Below are 18537 nucleotides of genomic sequence, written 5' to 3' on the forward strand. Positions count from 1 at the left end.
TTAATGCGCTTTAAAAATTACAGCGAGTGATATGTCGGCAGAGCAAAACGCTGCTGGCTCTGCAGCATGGCAATTTGCGGCAACTCACTGGCTTGTTCTGCCAGGTCACGACGAATTGCACTGATCGCCCACGACAGTTGGTCGCCGGCATGCAGTTGTTGATAAGTCAGTGCGCGTTTGAACACTTTGCCGTCGCTGCTGCGCAGGGTCAGCAGGATCCCGCCATCGGGACGTGGCGCAGTGGTGACGTCGAAGTTGGAGAACAGGGAGGTAAATTTTTCTTGGATCAGGCTCATGTCTTTCAGCTCCGTATGCACTTGAATGGCAAGCATGCAGAGGAGGTTGCAGCGATTGTGCCAGCATTTGAAAATAAAATAATCGTTATAAATCAAAGAGTTAAAAATAATGAAAATTCAGGTTGTCGTGCAAAGTGCATGAATGGCCATCGTGCATCCTGCATTTTGCGGGATCGATATCGATTCGATTGAACCAATCGCAGATCCGCAGATCCGCTGTGCTCGCTAAAGAGCAGCGGATACAAAACATTGCAAAAACCGCGTGTACAGCCCGAGAAGCGCTGACGTATTTTCGACCTCGACCTGTGCTCGAATGCGCCGGTTGCTTCAAGTCAAAGCCCGAAAAATAAAAACATCGACCTGCACGTCAAGGTCGAACGGGGAGTTGTCATGAGTCACGCGCCAAGCGACACGATTACCTGGGGCATGATGCTCCGCAAACTGCCGATGATTGCCAAAGCCATCCCGCGGGTGGTCAAGGGCATGAAGGTGGCCAACGTCACGGATCCGACCCAAAGCTGTGGCCTTGGCTGGACATTCGAGCAAGCGACACTGCGCAATCCCGAGGGGCCGGCGTTATTGCACGGCGATGTGCGGCTGACCTATGCGCAGGTCAACCAGTGGGCCAACCGCATCGCTCACTATCTGAACGGGCAGGGCATCGGCAAGGGCGACGTGGTCGCGGTGTTTATCGAAAACCGCCCGGAACTGCTGGTGACCATTCTGGCGCTGGCCAAGGTCGGCGCGGTCAGCGCGCTGCTCAACACCTCGCAGACGCGTGACACACTTGTCCACAGTGTGAATCTGGTGGCGCCGGTGGCGATTATTGTGGGCGAAGAACTGCTTGCGGCGTATGCGGCGATTCGCGATCAAGTAGCGATCACTGCACCGCGCACCTGGTTTGTCGCCGATCAGGACACCTACAGCCATCCGGGCATTGCGCCCGACGGGTACGTCAACCTGATCAGCGCCAGTGCCGACGCCTCCAGCGAGAATCCGCCGAGCAGCCAGCAGATCTTCTTCGACGATCCGTGTTTCTACATTTATACCTCCGGCACCACCGGCCTGCCCAAGGCCGGGGTGTTCAAGCATGGGCGCTGGATGCGCAGCTCCGCCAGTTTCGGCATGATCGCCCTTAACATGAGTCCAGACGATGTCGTCTATTGCACTTTGCCGCTGTACCACGCCACCGGTCTTTGCGTGTGCTGGGGTTCGGCGGTAAACGGTGCCTCGGGCTTCGCGATCCGTCGCAAGTTCAGCGCCAGTCAGTTCTGGAGCGACGTGCGCCGCTACCGTGCAACCACCATTGGTTACGTCGGCGAGCTGTGCCGTTACCTGGTCGATCAACCGGCCAGCGCCGATGACAGCCGTCACGATGTGCGCAAGATGATCGGCAACGGCTTGCGCCCCGGCGCTTGGGCCGAGTTCAAGACACGTTTTGCCGTCGAGCACATCTGTGAGCTGTACGCGGCGAGCGACGGCAACATCGGATTCACCAACATTCTCAACTTCGACAACACCATCGGTTTCTCCCTGATGGCTTGGGAATTGGTCGCCTACGATCATGACAGCGGCGAGCCGATCCGCAGTCCTGACGGATTCATGCGCAAGGTCGGCAAAGGCGAGCAGGGGCTTTTGCTGGCACGGATCGATGAAAAAGCTCCATTGGACGGCTACACCGATCCACAGAAAACCGCCAAGGTCGTGTTGCACGACGTGTTTAGCAAAGGCGATCGTTTTTTCAACACCGGCGACCTGCTACGCAACATCGGCTTCGGCCACGCTCAATTTGTCGATCGCCTCGGCGACACCTATCGCTGGAAGGGCGAAAACGTCTCGACCACCGAAGTCGAAAATCTTCTGCTGCAACACCCGCATATTTCCGAGGCGGTGGCTTATGGCGTGGAGATCTGCAATACCAACGGCCGCGCCGGTATGGCGGCGATCACGCCAGCGGAATCCCTTGCGACGCTGGATTTCGCCGAGTTGCTGACTTTTGCCCGGGAGCGCATGCCAGCTTATGCCGTGCCGTTGTTCCTGCGAGTGAAGGTCAAGATGGAAACTACTGGCACCTTCAAATACCAGAAAACCCGACTCAAGAACGAAGGCTTCGATCCCGGCCAGACGGGGGATGACCCGATCTTCGCATGGCTGCCCGGCACGCAGACTTACGTTCGGGTCACCGATGAAGTGTTGGCGGAAATTCATCAGGGCAAGCATCGTTATTGAATCTGGCTATGGCTCGACTTGAGAAAAAGGGGGTGACAGCCACCGTCTCGCTCGGGAAACTGTCGGCTTTCCGATTGACCGAAAGTGGAGTTGCCCCATGTCCGACCAAAGCCGCCAGATGACCCCTGAAGAAGCTGCCGAATTCACCGAGCAGGTTTTCAACAAGGCGCGCGACGGTGATGCCGAGATGCTTGATCGCCTGGTCACGGCCGGTTTGCCAGTCAACCTGAAGAACAGCAAGGGTGACACGTTGTTGATGTTGGCCAGCTATTACGGCCATCTGGATGCGGTGCAGGTGTTGCTTAAACACAAGGCCGACCCGGAAATGCGCAATGGCAACGGCCAGAGCCCGATTGCCGGCGCCGCATTCAAAGGCGATCTGCCGGTGGTCAAGGCGCTGGTCGAAGCGGGCGCAGAGATCGAAGGCTCGTCGTTTGATGGGCGTACGGCGCTGATGATGGCGGCGATGTTCAACCGCGTTGAAATCGTTGATTACCTGATCAGCAAGGGTGCCAATGCGCAAGCCAAGGACGCCAATGGCGTGACAGCGCTGGATGCGGCCCGCACGATGGGGGCGGTTGATACCACCGCGCAGCTGGAAAAACTGCTGGCCTGACGGGCCTCAAAAGATCGCAGCTTGCGGCAGCTCCTACATTGAACGCGTTGGCCTGCCATTCCGTGGATGAGCGCTGAACGTAGGAGCTGCCGAAGGCTGCGATCTTTTGCTTTGTGCGCTATCCTCCGCGCCCTCGAAATTCACCTTCGCCACAGGATCCGCCCTCATGAAAGCCGCACTCGTCGAACTCATCAGCAAAATCAGCTCTGGCTGCATGGGCGAGGACGAGATCTTGAAAGTGGCTGACGAAGCCGCGCAAGCCTACGCCGATGCCGATGCCTTTCTGGCAGCCAACCCGGACATCAACTACGACGACACATTCCCGATTGCGTTGGGCGAGTGGGTCGTGGTCGGCAGCCTGCCGGAAACCGTGCTGTTTCAGGCTGACACCTACGTTGACCTGTTCGCGCAGATCGTTGCCTCCTTTGGCCCGGGCGTTGATTTCAACCTCAAACCCAAGCAACTGGCCAAGACCGAAGCACTGGTCGCGCTCAACCGCATCCAGGTGCAGATGAGCAGCATGAACAAGGAAAACGGCGGCTACACGCTGATGAACTTCAGCCAGTTGCTCGACGACGAACTGCAAATGGTGCTGGTCTACGGCAACGACGTGCCACGGGTACTGGAGTTGTGCGCCGAAGTCGGTATCGCCGCCGCGCCATCGCTCGAAGCCCTGAAGATCGCCGTTCACGTCTGAACGCAATAAAAGGGAACCCTGCGCGCGACCGTCTATCCTAAAAGTGCATGCCACTATTCTGGAGCGACACCATGGGTTCCACGTTCAACGGTCTGATCGGCCTGATCATCCTTGCCCTCGACATCTGGGCCATCATCAATGTGCTGAAAAGCGGCGCCACCACCGGGATGAAAATCGTCTGGGTGCTGCTGATCATCCTCCTGCCAGTGCTGGGCCTGATCATCTGGGCGATTGCCGGACCGCGGGGCAACGTGCGGATCTGAATCAGCTAACACCGCAATACCCCTGTGGGAGCTGCCGAAGGCTGCGATCTTTTGATGTTGATTGTAAAAAACAAGATCAAAAGATCGCTGCCTTCGGCAGCTCCTACAGGGGGATTGTGGTTGTGAGGTTCGACCTGTCATCTTCGGCAACGTAGAATGCGCGCCTTTCCCGGGCAATCGTCCCCACGATTGGCGCCCGCGCATTCATCGGAGCACTTGACCATGACCGTCACCAAAACCAGCGAGTACCTGGAAACCCTCTACGAAGGCTACGGCCAGCGTTTTCGCATGGAAAAACTGCTGCACGAAGTGCGCACCGAACACCAGCACCTGGTGATTTTCCAGAACCCGCGCATGGGCCGGGTGATGGCGCTGGACGGCGTGATCCAGACCACCGAAGCCGACGAATTCATCTATCACGAAATGCTCACCCACGTGCCAATCCTCGCCCACGGCAGCGCCAAGCGCGTGCTGATCATTGGTGGCGGTGACGGCGGCATGCTCCGTGAAGTGACCAAGCATGCCGGTGTCGAGCACATCACCATGGTCGAGATCGACGGCACCGTGGTCGATATGTGCAAAGAGTTCCTGCCGAACCACTCCAGCGGCGCCTACGACGATCCGCGCCTGAACCTGGTGATTGACGACGGCATGCGTTTCGTCGCCACCACCACGGAAAAATTCGACGTGATCATCTCCGACTCCACCGACCCGATCGGCCCGGGCGAAGTGTTGTTCTCGGAGAACTTCTATCAGGCGTGCCATCGCTGCCTGAACGAGGGCGGTATCCTCGTGACCCAGAACGGCACGCCGTTCATGCAAATTGACGAAGTGAAAACCACTGCCGGTCGCCTGAACAGCCTGTTCCCGGACTGGCACTTCTACCAGGCAGCCGTGCCGACCTACATCGGCGGCTCGATGACTTTCGCCTGGGGCTCGACCAATCCGGCGTACCGCAAACTGAGCCGTGAAACCCTGCAACAGCGCTTCATCGGCAGCGGCATCGTCACCCGCTACTACAACCCGGAAATCCACATTGGTGCGTTCGCCTTGCCGCAGTACGTGCTGCAGGCGATCAACAAGCCAAGCAACGACTGAATAATCGCTGCAAGTCTTTGTAGGAGTGAGCCTGCTCGCGATTACGGTTTGTCTACCAACATCAGCGTTGGATGAGAAATCGCTATCGCGAGCAGGCTCACTCCTACAGTCGATGTCGTTTTTTTCATCTTCGCCCGTTGTAATCCTTTTGAACCAACTTTCGGCGTACACAGTCGAGATAGGTGTAAGCCCATTTGCGGGTTTGATCGAGGAGGCACCGATGCAAAAGTGGAAAGTCACTTTCGTGGACGATCATGGTGAAATTGTCGATGAGGTGTTCGAGCGCGCGGAATGCCCCAGCGACGATGAGGCCGCTCGATTGATCAAGGCACGGCTCCTGCCCGTCGCCGCCGAACTGGATCTGAACGATCTGGAAGGGCGCACCGCCGATGCTGGCGTCAAAAGCCTGAAAACCCAGAACAGCATCGAAATCCGCAGCATCACCCCAATCTGAAATACTTCTTGTCACCTTCAACACCAGGCCTTGGCAGCAGCTCTATCTTGGGGCTACTCTGCAAGCGAGATCAGCGAACGGATCGCTAAGGTCTGGTCTTGTCAGCTACATGCTTGTTCCCGCGTGCAACCACGTTGCCGTCGTACTTTGGCCAGAGGCCCGGGGCGGGAATACGGAAAGTCTATCCATCTATGCGAGGGGGACGATTCATGAGCACAGCCTATCAAGAAGACATCAGCAGCAATGTTCTGCGCCGCATGAAAGAAGGCGGTTTCGATTTTTCCCGATTCCATCCCATCGAGTTCTACGCAATTTTCCCGGACGAGGAGCGGGCGCGCAGGGCGGCAGGCAAATTTCGCGGTGAATCCATCAATGCCCAGGTCAGCCTGCGTGATGACGGTGCGTGGGCGCTGGAATTGAGCAAAGTGATGTACGCGACATATGACGATATCGGCGACTTCGAGCAGGGATTCTCTGCCGTGGTTGAACCTCTGGGTGGCATTATCGAAGGCTGGGGTGTGAAGCAGGAGGTGCGCAACCGCCACCGTTTGAACTGATCTCTGGTTTCATTTGTTGAGCAACGGCTGACCTTCGGGTTGGCCGTTGTCATTTCCGGCATAAGCAAAACGCTGTGGCAAAACCCTGAAACAAGAAACCGAGGCAAAAAAAAGCCACCGGAGAGGGTGGCTAAAAGGGAAGACCGATAAGGAGAGGAAACCGGTCAGGGTTACAGCGGGGCGGGCCGCCGAGGCGATCCCAATCAGTTGAGCTGGCCGCTTCATGGCGCCGGGGCCGGTGAAGATTTGCAGCGAATGTGCGGATTATCCGCAGGCAGCGCCGGGCAGTGAAATCAACTCTGACTATGCTGGTGATAGGCGATGCAGTGCGTCGCAATGAAGCGGGGGCAATCCGGTTGGGGCATTTGCCGCACAGGAATGGTGCGGTGCCTGCGGCGTGTATTTCCAACCGATTGAAATCAAAGCGTTTATGCCGATGGCACGGGCCTTGCGAAGGCCTGTATGTCCGGGTGACAAGGAGTACGGCATGATCCGCACCTATTTTGATGAGATGTACGATGCCGGCGGCCAGGTTCGCCCGCATTATCGGGAGTTCGCCCGATGGCTGGCTGATACGCCGGATGAGCTGTTGGCCCAGCGGCGACGCGAGGCCGATCTGCTGTTCCATCGCGCCGGCATCACGTTCACGCTCTATGGCGACGAGCAGGGCACCGAGCGCCTGATTCCTTTCGACACCATCCCGCGCAGCATCCCTGCCAGTGAATGGCGAATCGTCGAGCGCGGGTGCATCCAGCGGGTCAAGGCGTTGAACATGTTCCTCGCCGACCTCTATCACGAGCAGCGCATTATCAAGGCCGGGATCATTCCCGCCGAACAGGTGCTGGCCAACGAGCAATATCAGTTGGCGATGCAAGGCCTGGATCTGCACCGCGATATCTATTCGCACATCTCCGGCGTCGATCTGGTGCGCGACGGCGACGGCACTTATTACGTGCTCGAAGACAACCTGCGTACACCGAGCGGCGTCAGCTACATGCTCGAAGACCGCAAGATGATGATGCGCCTGTTCCCGGAGCTGTTCGCCGCGCAGCGTATTGCCCCGATCGATCACTACCCGAACCTGTTGCTCGACACCCTGAAAAGCTCAAGTCCGATCGATGACCCGAGCGTGGTGGTGCTGACGCCGGGGCGTTTCAACAGTGCGTTCTTCGAGCACGCATTCCTGGCGCGGGAAATGGGCGTGGAGTTGGTGGAAGGCGCGGATCTGTTCGTTCGCGACGACAAAGTTTTCATGCGCACTACGGACGGCCCGAAAGCGGTGGACGTTATCTACCGTCGGCTCGACGACGCGTTTCTCGATCCACTGGCGTTCAATCCCGATTCGATGCTCGGTGTGCCGGGGCTGCTGTCCTCTTATCGCTCGGGCAACGTGGTGCTGGCCAACGCCATCGGCACCGGCGTAGCGGACGACAAATCGGTGTATCCGTTCGTTACTGACATGATCCGGTTCTACCTCGACGAAGAGCCGATTTTGAAGAACGTACCGACCTGGCAATGCCGCAACCCGTCTGAACTTTCTCATGTGCTGGCCAATCTTCCAGATCTGGTGGTCAAGGAAACCCAAGGCTCAGGCGGTTACGGAATGTTGGTCGGGCCGGCATCGACGAAAGCGGAAATCGATGCTTTCCGCGAACGGATCAAAGCCAAACCCCACGCGTACATCGCGCAACCGACGCTGTCGCTGTCGACCTGTCCGACCTTTGTCGAAAACGGCATCGCGCCGCGCCATATCGACTTGCGTCCGTTTGTCTTGTCCGGGCGCGAAACCCGGGTGGTTCCCGGCGGTTTGACCCGTGTGGCGCTGCGCGAAGGCTCCTTGGTGGTGAATTCCTCCCAGGGTGGCGGAACCAAGGACACCTGGGTGGTCGAGGATTGAAGGAAGCTTGCCATGTTAAGTAGAACTGCCTCGGATCTGTATTGGATGTCGCGTTACCTGGAGCGGGCGGAAAACCTCGCCCGGATGCTCGACATCAGTTATTCGCTGTCGCTGATGCCGCAGGACGGTCGTGGCGATGGTTTGCACGAATTGGCCATGCCGTTGCTGATCACCGGTACCCTTGACGATTACCTCGAGCGCCATGGCGCGCTACATGCTGAGCGTCTGCTGCATTTTTTTGCCCTCGATGCGGCTAACCCGGCGAGCATTTACAGCTGCCTCGGCGCGGCGCGGGCCAGTGCCCATGCGGTGCGTGGGCGCATCACGGCGGACATGTGGGAGAACATCAATTCGACGTGGCTGGAAATTCGCGGCATCGCCGAACAGGGCCTCAGTCGCTATGGCATGAGCCGTTTCTGCGAATGGATCAAGGAACGTTCGCACCTGTTCCGTGGTGCGTCGTACGGCACGATCATGCGTAATGATGCGTTTCGTTTCATTCGCCTCGGTACGTTCATCGAACGCGCGGACAACACCCTGCGATTGCTCGATGCGCGCTATGAAATGGCTGGCGATCAGGCTGAAGCAGTCAGCGACGGTACGGCCCACGCCTACTACCAGTGGAGCGCCTTGCTGCGCGCCTTGTCGTCATTCGAGGCCTACACCGAAATCTACCGCGATGCGCCCGGCGCCCGGCATGTTGCCGAGTTGTTGCTGTTGCGTGCCGATGTACCGCGTTCACTGCGTGCCTGCACCGAAGAGATCGATCAGATTCTCGCGCAACTGCCCGGTGCCAATGGCCGTCCGGCACAGCGTCTGGCGGCAGAGATGGACGCGCGCCTGCGCTACACCGGCATCAACGAAATTCTCGAGGAAGGCCTGCACGCGTGGCTGACCGAATTCATCCCGCTGGTGCGCCAGTTGGGCAACGCCATTCACAGTTCCTACCTGGAGGCTGCATGAGACTTTCCATAAGCCACGAGACCACCTATCACTACGAGGATCAGGTGCGGGCGAGCATCCAGTACCTGCGACTGACCCCACACGATAGCGAACGTCAACACGTGTTGAGCTGGCAGCTCGATCTGCCGCGCCCGGTGCGTGCGCAACTCGATCCGTTCGGCAATATCCTGCATGTGCTGACCATGGACGAGCCGCACGAAGCGATCATCATTGGTGCGCGCGGGCAGGTCGATATCGACGAACTGCGCGAGGCCGAGCATGAGAGCCAGTCGGCGCTGCCGTTCCTGCGCTTTACCCGTTTGACCGAGGCGGATGAGGCGTTACGCGCGTTCGCTGAGAAATCCTGCAAGCAGCGGCGTGATCGCACAGCGCTGATCGATCTGATGCACGGCTTGAATCAGCACATGACCTACACGCCGGGGTCCACCGAGGTCGACACCAGCGCCGCCGAGGCCTTCGCCGGGCGTGCGGGTGTTTGCCAGGATCATGCTCACGCGTTTCTGGCTTGCGCACGCAGTCTCGGGATTCCGTCGCGTTATGTGTCGGGGTATCTGTACAGCGAGGATTGCGAGCATCTGGCCAGCCACGCCTGGGCTGAAGCGTGGCTGGATGACGCCTGGTACAGCTTTGATGTGACCAATGAACTGGCGCGGCCGGAGCGACATTTGAAGCTGGCGGTGGGCCTCGATTATCTCGACGCCTGCCCGGTGCGCGGCATGCGTCGGGGTGGTGGGTGTGAGCAGATGCACGCGAAAGTTTCTGTGTCGCCCACCCCGGTGATCTCTGTCCAGCAACAATAACGGGTTCACATAAAACCCCTGTAGGAGTGAGCCTGCTCGCGATAGCGGAGTGTCAGACACCGAAATTTCAACTGACAGACCGCTATCGCGAGCAGGCTCACTCCTACAGGGGATGGCGTTACGGCTTAACCTTGCGTCCAGCCATGTGCTGCAAATACCCGATCAACATCTGCAAATCCCCCTCCGGCAAAACCTGCGCCGAAAACCCCGGCATCTTCGCCTGCGGCCACTGACGCAAACTCTGCGGATCGCGAATGTAACGCTTGAGGAAGTCCGCACCGAAATACTCGGTCGGGTTATACGGAATATTCAGATCCGGCCCGAATTGCGCATCACCCGCACCGTTCAACCGGTGACACGCCAGACAGTTTTTCTGAAACAGCGCAAACCCTTGATTCACCGGGTCATCTGCCTTCAACGCAGGATCCGGCAGCAGGGCAGGGAAGCGTTCGGCCACCGGCGCCATGCGCTTGATGCTCGCGACTTCGAACGGCCACTGCTCCGGGCTGATATTGCCGGCCTGCGGATCGGTCCAGACCAGGTAGAACGGCCCGGCGCTGTGCTTGCCTTCCGACAGCGGTGGCCACGGCTGCGCCGGATCTTCGATGGCCAGCCATGCTCGCGCACCTGTTGTATTAAGCAACGGCGCAGCTGACAACTCGGCGGCAAAGCCGTCCAGTGCCACCGCTTGCAGGTGATCCTGCGGTTTGATCCCTGTCAGTAATGCGGCCACAGGCACGGCGCGATAAGTCATGTCCTTCTTGTAGGACACATCGTTTTTGATCGTCAGGGTTTGCACTTGAGGATGCTTGAGCAATTCCTCGGTCTGCCAGGTGCGGCTGCTTGCGCCCAGTTGCAGATCCAACTGGGCGGCAGACAAGGGCATGCTCAGCAGCATGGCCCCGAACACAATGAGCGCTTTCAAATGATCGCCGTCCATGTCGTGAGAGTGCGCCAAGGTTGGCACAGCCACGCTGGCCCGGGTAGCGGGCCAGTCACATTTTCAGTGGCGATGAACAGCGCCTGCCGCTCGACTCAGCCGATGACCTTGGTCAGATTCGGCAAAATCAACAACAGCGTCGTGGCGAAAAGAATGAGCCCTGCTTGACGAACTTTCGGTTGTTTGAACATGGCTTGACCGCCTTTATTGTTATTTCCTGATGCCTGCCTGCATATCCATGACGGCAAGCGCTGCACTTCCTGTTGAAGAACGTCTGCCTCGGCAAAACCCGACGACCCTGACGTACATGTTCTACATTAGGGGCCGCGTCACGCTTGGCTTAGATCCATTTCATATGGAATGCTTGCCAGATGCGATAAAAAAGGCATGAGGCTTATTGCCAGCTTCTTTGCCGGCCGCTGGCTAGACAACTCGCCGACCTGAACCGGTTCACCCAGCTGCCGATGACCGTCCGTCTGAGCGTGTGCGTCAACCGCATTGAGCGCTGTGGTCATTGAATCCATGGCCGCACGGGTCAAGAGTGGAGTCACAAGCAATCACTCCCCGCACAGGTTCGAGGACGTCATGACCCAAGCTTTGATATTCGATGCGTTACGCACGCCCCGTGGCAGAGGCAAGGCCGATGGCGCCCTGCACAGCGTCAAACCGGTGAATCTGCTGGCCGGTCTGCTGGCCGCGCTGCAAGCGCGCACCGCGCTGGACACCAGTCAGGTCGATGACGTGGTCATTGGCTGCGTGACGCCGATTGGCGATCAGGGCTCGGACATCGCCAAAACCGCAGTGCAAGTGGCCGATTGGGACGTCAGTGTCGCGGGTGTGCAGATCAACCGTTTCTGCGCCTCGGGACTCGAAGCGGTCAACCTTGGCGCAATGAAAGTGCGTTCGGGCTTCGAAGACCTGGTGGTGGTCGGTGGCGTCGAGTCGATGTCGCGGGTGCCGATGGGCAGCGACGGTGGCGCCTGGGCGCTGGACCCGCAAACCAACCTGCACAGTCATTTCACTCCGCAAGGTGTTGGCGCGGACCTTATCGCCACGCTGGAAGGCTTCAGCCGTCAGGACGTCGATGCCTATGCGCTGCACTCGCAACAGAAGGCCGCGCGGGCCCGGGCTGACGGCTCGTTCAACAAGTCGCTGGTGCCGGTGCAGGACCAGAACGGCATCATTCTGCTCGATCACGATGAGTTCATTCGTGCCGAGTCGACTCTGGAAGGCTTGGGCAAGCTCAAGCCGAGTTTCGAAATGATCGGCCAGATGGGTTTTGACGCCACGGCGCTGCGGGTCTACAGCCATGTCGAACGCATCAATCACGTGCACACCCCGGGCAACAGCTCAGGGATCGTCGACGGTGCAGCACTGATGCTGATCGGCTCCGAATCCAAGGGGCGTGCGCTGGGCCTTCAACCTCGGGCGCGCATTGTCGCCACGGCGGTCACCAGCACCGATCCGACCATCATGCTCACCGGCCCGGCGCCGGCAACGCGCAAGGCACTGGCGAAGGCCGGGCTGCGCGTTGAAGACATCGACCTGTTCGAGGTCAACGAAGCGTTTGCCTCGGTGGTGCTGAAGTTCATCAAGGACATGGCGGTCGACCCGGACAAGGTCAACGTCAACGGCGGTTCCATCGCTATGGGCCACCCGCTGGGCGCGACCGGTTGCGCGATCCTCGGCACCTTGCTCGATGAGCTGGAAGCGCGGCGTCTGCGCTATGGCCTGGCGACGCTGTGCGTCGGCGGCGGCATGGGCATTGCCACCATCATCGAACGCCTCTGAGCCCCGAATTCAAGGAACCTTGTTATGAGCGAAGCCATTCGTTACGAAAAAGGCCAGGACGCGATCGTCGTGCTGACCATCGACATGCCGGGCCAGAGCGCCAACACCATGAACGCCGTTTACCGCGAGGCCATGGCCGCTTGCGTTGCCCGTCTAGTGACTGAAAAAGACCAGATTGCCGGGGTCATCATCACCTCGGCGAAGAAAACCTTCTTTGCCGGCGGCGACCTTAAGGAGCTGATCAAGATCGGCAAGCCCGAAGCCAAAGCCTTCTACGACATGGTGCTGACCCTCAAAGCGCAGTTACGCACCCTAGAGACCCTCGGCAAACCGGTGGTCGCGGCGATCAACGGCGCGGCGCTGGGTGGCGGTTGGGAAATCTGCCTCGCCTGTCACCACCGCGTGGCGCTGGACGATGCATCAGTGCAACTCGGTCTGCCGGAAGTAACTCTCGGCCTGTTGCCGGGCGGCGGCGGGGTGGTGCGCATGGTGCGTATGCTTGGCATCGAAAAAGCGCTGCCGTATTTACTCGAAGGCAGGAAAGTGCGTTCGCAACAGGCGTTGCAGGCGGGTTTGATTGATGAGCTGGCGGCGGATCGCGATGAATTGCTGGCCAAGGCGCGCGCCTGGATCGTTGCCAATCCGACGGCAGTGCAGCGCTGGGATGTGAAGGGTTATCAGATTCCGGGCGGTACGCCGTCGAATCCGAAAGTCGCGCAGATGCTGGCGATTGCGCCGTCGATTCTGCGTAGCAAGACCCAAGGGACAATGCCGGCGCCGGAGAAAATCCTCTGCGCGGTAGTCGAGGGCGCTCAGGTCGATTTCGACACCGCGCACTTGATCGAAACCCGTTACTTCACCGAACTGACCACCGGGCAGATCTCGAAAAACCTGATTGGCACGTTCTGGTTTCAACTCAACGAGATCAATGCTGGTGGTTCGCGGCCGCAGGGTTTTGCGCCGTATGTCACGCGTAAGGTCGGCGTGCTTGGCGCAGGGATGATGGGCGCGGGTATTGCCTTTGTCAGTGCTTCGGCGGGCATTGAAGTGGTGCTTAAGGATGTCAATCTGGTTGCCGCCGAGAAAGGCAAAGCACATTCTGCGGCGTTGCTGGACAAGAAAGTCGCCCGTGGGCAGATGGATGCTTTGAAGCGTGATGAGGTGTTGGCGCGGATCACCCCATCCGAAAGTGATGCGGATCTCGCGGGTTGCGATCTGATCATCGAAGCGGTGTTTGAGGATCGCGATCTCAAGGCCAGGGTTTCCTCTGCCGCCCAGCAAGTTGTCGGCGCCGAAGCGGTCATCGCTTCGAATACATCGACGTTGCCTATTACCGGGCTGGCAAAGGCTGTGCCTGATCCTGGCAAATTCATCGGCCTGCATTTCTTCAGTCCGGTGGAAAAAATGCCGCTGGTGGAAATCATCAAAGGTGCACAGACCACCGATGAAACGCTTGCCCGAGGTTTTGATTTCGTCCTGCAAATAAAGAAAACCCCGATCGTCGTCAACGATAGTCGCGGCTTCTTTACTTCACGCGTCTTCGGCACCTTCACCAACGAAGGTATCGCCATGCTCGGCGAAGGCGTGAGCGCGCCGATGATCGAGACCGAAGCGCGCAAGGCCGGGATGCCGGTCGGGCCTCTGGCGATCTCTGACGAAGTTTCCCTCAGCCTGATGAGCCATATCCGTCAGCAAACCGCCAAGGACCTACAGGCAGAAGGGAAACCGCTGATTGAACACCCGGCCTTCGCCGTGATTGACTTGCTGCTTCACGAGTACAAGCGTTCGGGCAAAGCGGCGGGTGGCGGCTTCTATGATTATCCGGTCGGCGCGCAGAAACATTTGTGGCCCGAGCTGAAGCCGCGCTTCGAGAAGCCCGACGGGCAGATTTCGCCTAAAGACGTGCGTGATCGGCTGTTGTTCGTGCAGGCCATTGAAACGGTGCGTTGTGTGGAAGAGGGCGTGCTGACCTCGACGGCGGATGCCAACGTCGGCTCGATCTTCGGTATCGGTTTTGCGCCGTGGACCGGCGGTGCGTTGCAGTTCATCAACCAATACGGAGTGAAAGATTTCGTCGCCCGCGCGCAGTATCTGGCTGAGCAGTATGGCGAGCGTTTCGCACCGCCCGCGCTGCTGCTGGACAAAGCGGCAAAAGGTGAAATGTTCTAAGGACAACGCGCATTCCGGGGCTTGCCACGCCAGGGGGTTTCAAGGCAGGCTCTGGGGTGTTCATTATTCCCATCACGTGTCAGGTATTTTTTATGTCGCTACGCATCTGCATTCTGGAAACCGACATCCTGCGTCCAGAACTGGTCGATCAATATCAGGGTTACGGGCAGATGTTCCAGCGCCTGTTCTCACAGCAACCGATTGCCGCCGAGTTCACCGTCTACAACGTGATGCAGGGCGAATACCCAAGCGACGACCAGACCTTCGACGCGTACCTGGTCACCGGCAGCAAGGCCGATTCGTTCGGCACTGACCCGTGGATTCAAACCCTCAAGGAATACCTGCTGAGCCGCTACGAGCGCGGCGACAAACTGCTCGGCGTGTGCTTCGGCCATCAACTGCTGGCGCTGCTGCTCGGCGGCAAGAGCGAGCGCGCGACCCAGGGTTGGGGTGTCGGTACCCACAACTACAAACTCGCGGCCAAGGCGCCGTGGATGAACCCGGTACGCGAAGAGCTGACGCTACTGATCAGTCACCAGGATCAGGTCACTGCGCTACCGGAAAACGCCACCGTCATTGCTTCGAGTGATTTCTGCCCGTTTGCGGCGTATCACATCAACGATCAGGTGCTGTGCTTCCAGGGGCACCCGGAGTTCATCCATGATTATTCGCGGGCGCTGCTGGATCTGCGTCAGGAAGCGCTGGGTTCGCAAATCTACAGCAAAGGTGTGGCGAGCCTGGAGCAGGAACACCATGGCGCTACGGTTGCGGAGTGGATGATGCGTTTTGTGGCGCACAAACCAGAAACTGTCTAAGGCCAAAAGCTTCGCGAGCAGGCTCGCGCCCACATTGGATTTCCGGTGCGCCACCGATCAATGTGGGAGCGAGCCTGCTCGCGAATGTTCCAGACAACTCGGTTTGCTCTACAACCAACCAGACTTCTTGAAACTTGCCCACAAACTCACACACCCCACCGTAATAAACCCCAGCACACCGAAATAGCCGTAGTGCCAGCTCAACTCCGGCATGTTCTGGAAATTCATCCCGTAAATCCCCGCAACCGCCGTCGGAAACGCCAGAATCGCCGCCCAGGCAGCAAACTTGCGTTGCACCACGCTTTGCCGTGATGCCTCGAGCAACACACCAATCTCGATGGTCTGGCTGGCAATGTCGGCCAGGGTGGTCAGGTCTTCCATTTGCCGCGTGACGTGAATCTGCACATCACGGAAGTACGGGCGCATGTTCTTGTCGATAAACGGGAAACTCAGCTTCTGCAGTTCCTCGCCAATCTCCACCATCGGCGCCGCGTACCGACGCAGGCGTACGACATCGCGGCGCAAGCCATGCAGCCTCTGAATGTCATGCTCATTCAACGCGCTGCACAACACGTTGCGCTCCAGCTCATCGATCTCGGCATGGATCGCTTCGCCGACTGGCTGATAGTTCTCGATGACAAAATCGAGCAACGCATAAAGTACGAAATCTTCCCCGTGCTCCAGCAGCAGTGGACGTGCCTCACAACGTTGGCGTACATGGGCGTAGGACGCCGAGTGGCCATTACGCGCGGTGATGATGTAGCCCTTGCCCGCAAAGATGTGCGTCTCGATAAATTGCAGAACGCCGTTCTCGCGGATGGGGGAGTAGGTGACGATAAACAAAGCGTCGCCAAAGGTTTCGAGCTTCGGTCGACTGTGTTTTTCCAGGGCGTCTTCAATGGCCAGTTCGTGCAGGTTGAACTGACGTTGCAGGTTGGACAGCTCTTGAGCGTCCGGCTCTTCCAGACCGATCCACACAAAGTGACCGGTTTTCGCAGCCCAGGCAGCGCCTTCGTCGAGGGTAATATTGGTGACTTTCTTGCCTGCGCTGTACACCGCAGCAGCAACAACTCGACCCATGGTGGTGATTCACTTCTTCTTGGCAGGTGGCAGGGAATTCAAGGCTTCAGCTTAGCCGTGTCGCTGCTTGAGAGTCAGTGAAATCTGTACAGTTCACCGGGTAAAAGAAAACCCGCACAGGGCGGGTTGTCTTTTCAGGCAGCTTGCAGTTGCCGATCCATCGATTCAATGCACTCGCGCATCTGCTCGCGACACTGATTGATGAGCATGGGCATGTCGTCCATGGTCAATCCGGCTGTAGGAATCGCCGGCAACGAGCGTATGAGGATTTTCCCGCTGCGCCAGCGATTCAGACGCATGTGCTTGATGTAACTGCTGACGCAAACCGGAACGATCGGTACACCAGCGGCAATTGCCATCTGGAACGCACCTTTCTTGAAGGGCAGCAATTCTTCGCCGAGGTTGCGTGTGCCTTCCGGGAACACCCAGATCGAGGTGTCTTTGTTCTGCAGGGTGTTGGTGGTGGTGAGCATCGATTGACGCGCCTTGTGCGCATTGCCACGGTCGATCAACACATTGCCGGCCAGCCAGAACAGTTGCCCGAACAGTGGCACCCACTTGAGGCTCTTCTTGCCGATGCACACGGTACGGCGCGGCACGACGTTTCCGAACACGAACAGGTCATAGTTGGACTGGTGGTTGGCGATGATCACGCAGCTATCGGGTTTGTTCAGCAAACCGCTGACATCGGATTTCACCCGTAAACGCAAAATACACATCGCTGGTAGCGCATAGAGGCGGGCGCACAGACGGCTGTTGTCCGGATTGAACGGGCGGCAGATCCCGAGAATCACCCCGAGCACGCCGGCCAGAATAAAGTGCAGGCCCATCAATAACATACGAAACACGAACAGCATTTTCAGGCCCCACCGGGACAAAAGGTGGCGCAGTGTACGGATGTGCACTGTTTTCGGCAATTGCCGCTATAGAGTGCGGAGATAGCCGATGTTTAAGCGCATGTTTCAGAATGGAGGGTCAGACCTGTCCTAGAGCGGTCGCAGACTTTTAAACCATGCGTGCAAGAAAAAGCCCGACACGACGGTCGGGCTTCTTTTGCGCATCAGCCGGGCTTAGCCCAGATGCTCCTGATCCTGGATGATCGCGTTATCCAGAGCTTCCAGCAGCGCTTTACGCACCTTCAACTTGGTGTTCTTGTGCGCGAGCATGTTGATCTTCTTCAACTGACGCGCAGCGGCGAGGGCGGCACCTTGCAGCTCTTCGGCGGCAACCACCTTGTCGAGGAAGCCGGCATCCACGGCGCTTTTCGGATCGAACATCTCGCCGTTGATCACCGAGCGGTGGAACGCCGAGCGACGCAGACGATCACGCGCCAACTCGATACCTGCGTTATGCATTGTCATGCCGATCTGCACTTCGTTCAAACCGATGCTGAACGGGCCATCGACACCGATGCGGTAATCAGCAGACAACAGAATGAAAGCGCCTTTCGCCACCGCGTGACCTGGGCATGCGACGATGACCGGGAACGGGTGAGAGAGCAGGCGACGCGCCAAGGTCGAACCCGCGGTTACCAGCGATACGGCTTCCTTAGGGCCGGCGGTCATGACTTTCAGGTCATAGCCGCCGGACAGAATCCCTGGCTGACCGGTGATGATCACGATGGCACGATCAGTCACCGCCTGATCCAGCGCCGCGTTGAATGCCGCAATCACGTCCGGAGAAATGGCATTGACCTTGCCGTTGCTCAAGGTCAGGGTCGCGATACCGTCTTCGAGGTGGTAGGAAATCAACTCACTCATGACGCTATTCCTTGTAAGAAAGATGGGCAGACGTTACCCACCGCCGCAGGCCAGGTAAAGCGCCGTGACTGACTCGCCAGTCACCGTTTCACGGCCCATCCAGCGTGGCGAG

Annotated in this window: 18 protein-coding genes; 13 read left to right on the top strand and 5 right to left on the bottom strand. The window is 58.4% G+C overall.

Features of this window, described 5'->3' with window-relative positions; all coding sequences use genetic code 11:
- Positions 1-17: 17 nt before the first annotated feature.
- Positions 18-296: a DUF3509 domain-containing protein gene (locus ACOYXH_RS05675; RefSeq protein WP_008080936.1), complete on the bottom strand. Its 279-nt coding sequence runs from the start codon at positions 294-296 to the stop codon at positions 18-20.
- Positions 297-686: 390 nt separating this feature from the next.
- Between ACOYXH_RS05675 and ACOYXH_RS05680 the strand changes: the two genes are divergently transcribed.
- From ACOYXH_RS05680 to ACOYXH_RS05725, 10 genes are all read left to right on the top strand, one after another.
- Positions 687-2525, top strand: coding sequence for a long-chain-acyl-CoA synthetase (locus tag ACOYXH_RS05680; protein ID WP_095050928.1), 1839 nt, complete (start codon positions 687-689; stop codon positions 2523-2525).
- 97 nt (positions 2526-2622) lie between these two features.
- Positions 2623-3141 (top strand): ankyrin repeat domain-containing protein, encoded by a 519-nt coding sequence (locus tag ACOYXH_RS05685; protein WP_095050929.1) that lies wholly within the window; start codon positions 2623-2625, stop codon positions 3139-3141.
- A 166-nt stretch (positions 3142-3307) separates the two neighbouring features.
- Positions 3308-3838 (top strand): hypothetical protein, encoded by a 531-nt coding sequence (locus ACOYXH_RS05690; protein ID WP_460410365.1) that lies wholly within the window; start codon positions 3308-3310, stop codon positions 3836-3838.
- A 71-nt stretch (positions 3839-3909) separates the two neighbouring features.
- Positions 3910-4101, top strand: a complete 192-nt coding sequence (locus ACOYXH_RS05695; RefSeq protein WP_007914053.1) for a PLDc N-terminal domain-containing protein — start codon at positions 3910-3912, stop codon at positions 4099-4101.
- 222 nt (positions 4102-4323) lie between these two features.
- Positions 4324-5199 carry a polyamine aminopropyltransferase gene (speE, locus tag ACOYXH_RS05700; RefSeq protein ID WP_016982904.1) on the top strand — a complete coding sequence of 292 codons (876 nt, stop codon included), beginning with the start codon at positions 4324-4326 and terminating at the stop codon, positions 5197-5199.
- A gap of 220 nt (positions 5200-5419) precedes the next feature.
- Entirely contained in the window at positions 5420-5653 is a 234-nt protein-coding gene (locus ACOYXH_RS05705) for a hypothetical protein (protein WP_007914057.1), read from the top strand.
- A 209-nt stretch (positions 5654-5862) separates the two neighbouring features.
- Entirely contained in the window at positions 5863-6210 is a 348-nt protein-coding gene (locus ACOYXH_RS05710) for a ribonuclease E inhibitor RraB (RefSeq protein WP_093441760.1), read from the top strand.
- 487 nt (positions 6211-6697) lie between these two features.
- Positions 6698-8107, top strand: coding sequence for a circularly permuted type 2 ATP-grasp protein (locus ACOYXH_RS05715; protein WP_007914061.1), 1410 nt, complete (start codon positions 6698-6700; stop codon positions 8105-8107).
- A gap of 12 nt (positions 8108-8119) precedes the next feature.
- Entirely contained in the window at positions 8120-9070 is a 951-nt protein-coding gene (locus ACOYXH_RS05720; protein WP_016982907.1) for an alpha-E domain-containing protein, read from the top strand.
- Positions 9067-9870, top strand: a complete 804-nt coding sequence (locus ACOYXH_RS05725; RefSeq protein ID WP_320414082.1) for a transglutaminase family protein — start codon at positions 9067-9069, stop codon at positions 9868-9870. Before ACOYXH_RS05720 ends, ACOYXH_RS05725 begins: the two co-directional genes overlap by 4 nt.
- A 118-nt stretch (positions 9871-9988) precedes the next feature.
- On the opposite strand, the gene ACOYXH_RS05730 is transcribed toward ACOYXH_RS05725, so the two are convergent.
- On the bottom strand, positions 9989-10810 hold the full coding sequence (locus ACOYXH_RS05730; protein WP_460410858.1) for a c-type cytochrome: 822 nt from the start codon (positions 10808-10810) through the stop codon (positions 9989-9991).
- A gap of 585 nt (positions 10811-11395) precedes the next feature.
- Here ACOYXH_RS05730 and ACOYXH_RS05735 point away from each other — a divergent pair.
- The 3 genes from ACOYXH_RS05735 (at position 11396) to ACOYXH_RS05745 (ending at position 15585) form a co-directional block, all read left to right on the top strand.
- A complete protein-coding gene (locus ACOYXH_RS05735) occupies positions 11396-12601 on the top strand; it encodes an acetyl-CoA C-acetyltransferase (RefSeq protein WP_095124925.1) in 1206 nt (401 codons plus the stop codon).
- Between the two features lie 24 nt (positions 12602-12625).
- On the top strand, positions 12626-14770 hold the full coding sequence (locus tag ACOYXH_RS05740; RefSeq protein WP_460410366.1) for a 3-hydroxyacyl-CoA dehydrogenase NAD-binding domain-containing protein: 2145 nt from the start codon (positions 12626-12628) through the stop codon (positions 14768-14770).
- Between the two features lie 92 nt (positions 14771-14862).
- Complete coding sequence (locus ACOYXH_RS05745; RefSeq protein ID WP_095050934.1) at positions 14863-15585, top strand: amidotransferase; 723 nt, start codon at positions 14863-14865, stop codon at positions 15583-15585.
- A gap of 108 nt (positions 15586-15693) precedes the next feature.
- Here the strand turns inward: ACOYXH_RS05745 and ACOYXH_RS05750 are convergent, their stop codons facing one another.
- From ACOYXH_RS05750 to ACOYXH_RS05760, 3 genes are all read right to left on the bottom strand, one after another.
- Positions 15694-16665: a magnesium and cobalt transport protein CorA gene (locus ACOYXH_RS05750; RefSeq protein ID WP_095050935.1), complete on the bottom strand. Its 972-nt coding sequence runs from the start codon at positions 16663-16665 to the stop codon at positions 15694-15696.
- A gap of 134 nt (positions 16666-16799) precedes the next feature.
- Positions 16800-17522 carry a lysophospholipid acyltransferase family protein gene (locus tag ACOYXH_RS05755; RefSeq protein WP_220558372.1) on the bottom strand — a complete coding sequence of 241 codons (723 nt, stop codon included), beginning with the start codon at positions 17520-17522 and terminating at the stop codon, positions 16800-16802.
- 213 nt (positions 17523-17735) lie between these two features.
- Entirely contained in the window at positions 17736-18425 is a 690-nt protein-coding gene (locus tag ACOYXH_RS05760) for a crotonase/enoyl-CoA hydratase family protein (RefSeq protein ID WP_093441795.1), read from the bottom strand.
- Positions 18426-18537 lie beyond the last annotated feature (112 nt).

Source organism: Pseudomonas sp. Mb7 (assembly GCF_054790525.1).

Bases quoted from the DNA above. Each gene is read 5' to 3' on its own strand.
- ACOYXH_RS05675 (WP_008080936.1), bottom strand. From the start codon at position 296: ATGAGCCTGATCCAAGAAAAATTTACCTCCCTGTTCTCCAACTTCGAC.
- ACOYXH_RS05680 (WP_095050928.1), top strand. From the start codon at position 687: ATGAGTCACGCGCCAAGCGACACGATTACCTGGGGCATGATGCTCCGC.
- ACOYXH_RS05685 (WP_095050929.1), top strand. From the start codon at position 2,623: ATGTCCGACCAAAGCCGCCAGATGACCCCTGAAGAAGCTGCCGAATTC.
- ACOYXH_RS05690 (WP_460410365.1), top strand. From the start codon at position 3,308: ATGAAAGCCGCACTCGTCGAACTCATCAGCAAAATCAGCTCTGGCTGC.
- ACOYXH_RS05695 (WP_007914053.1), top strand. From the start codon at position 3,910: ATGGGTTCCACGTTCAACGGTCTGATCGGCCTGATCATCCTTGCCCTC.
- speE (WP_016982904.1), top strand. From the start codon at position 4,324: ATGACCGTCACCAAAACCAGCGAGTACCTGGAAACCCTCTACGAAGGC.
- ACOYXH_RS05705 (WP_007914057.1), top strand. From the start codon at position 5,420: ATGCAAAAGTGGAAAGTCACTTTCGTGGACGATCATGGTGAAATTGTC.
- ACOYXH_RS05710 (WP_093441760.1), top strand. From the start codon at position 5,863: ATGAGCACAGCCTATCAAGAAGACATCAGCAGCAATGTTCTGCGCCGC.
- ACOYXH_RS05715 (WP_007914061.1), top strand. From the start codon at position 6,698: ATGATCCGCACCTATTTTGATGAGATGTACGATGCCGGCGGCCAGGTT.
- ACOYXH_RS05720 (WP_016982907.1), top strand. From the start codon at position 8,120: ATGTTAAGTAGAACTGCCTCGGATCTGTATTGGATGTCGCGTTACCTG.
- ACOYXH_RS05725 (WP_320414082.1), top strand. From the start codon at position 9,067: ATGAGACTTTCCATAAGCCACGAGACCACCTATCACTACGAGGATCAG.
- ACOYXH_RS05730 (WP_460410858.1), bottom strand. From the start codon at position 10,810: ATGGACGGCGATCATTTGAAAGCGCTCATTGTGTTCGGGGCCATGCTG.
- ACOYXH_RS05735 (WP_095124925.1), top strand. From the start codon at position 11,396: ATGACCCAAGCTTTGATATTCGATGCGTTACGCACGCCCCGTGGCAGA.
- ACOYXH_RS05740 (WP_460410366.1), top strand. From the start codon at position 12,626: ATGAGCGAAGCCATTCGTTACGAAAAAGGCCAGGACGCGATCGTCGTG.
- ACOYXH_RS05745 (WP_095050934.1), top strand. From the start codon at position 14,863: ATGTCGCTACGCATCTGCATTCTGGAAACCGACATCCTGCGTCCAGAA.
- ACOYXH_RS05750 (WP_095050935.1), bottom strand. From the start codon at position 16,665: ATGGGTCGAGTTGTTGCTGCTGCGGTGTACAGCGCAGGCAAGAAAGTC.
- ACOYXH_RS05755 (WP_220558372.1), bottom strand. From the start codon at position 17,522: ATGCTGTTCGTGTTTCGTATGTTATTGATGGGCCTGCACTTTATTCTG.
- ACOYXH_RS05760 (WP_093441795.1), bottom strand. From the start codon at position 18,425: ATGAGTGAGTTGATTTCCTACCACCTCGAAGACGGTATCGCGACCCTG.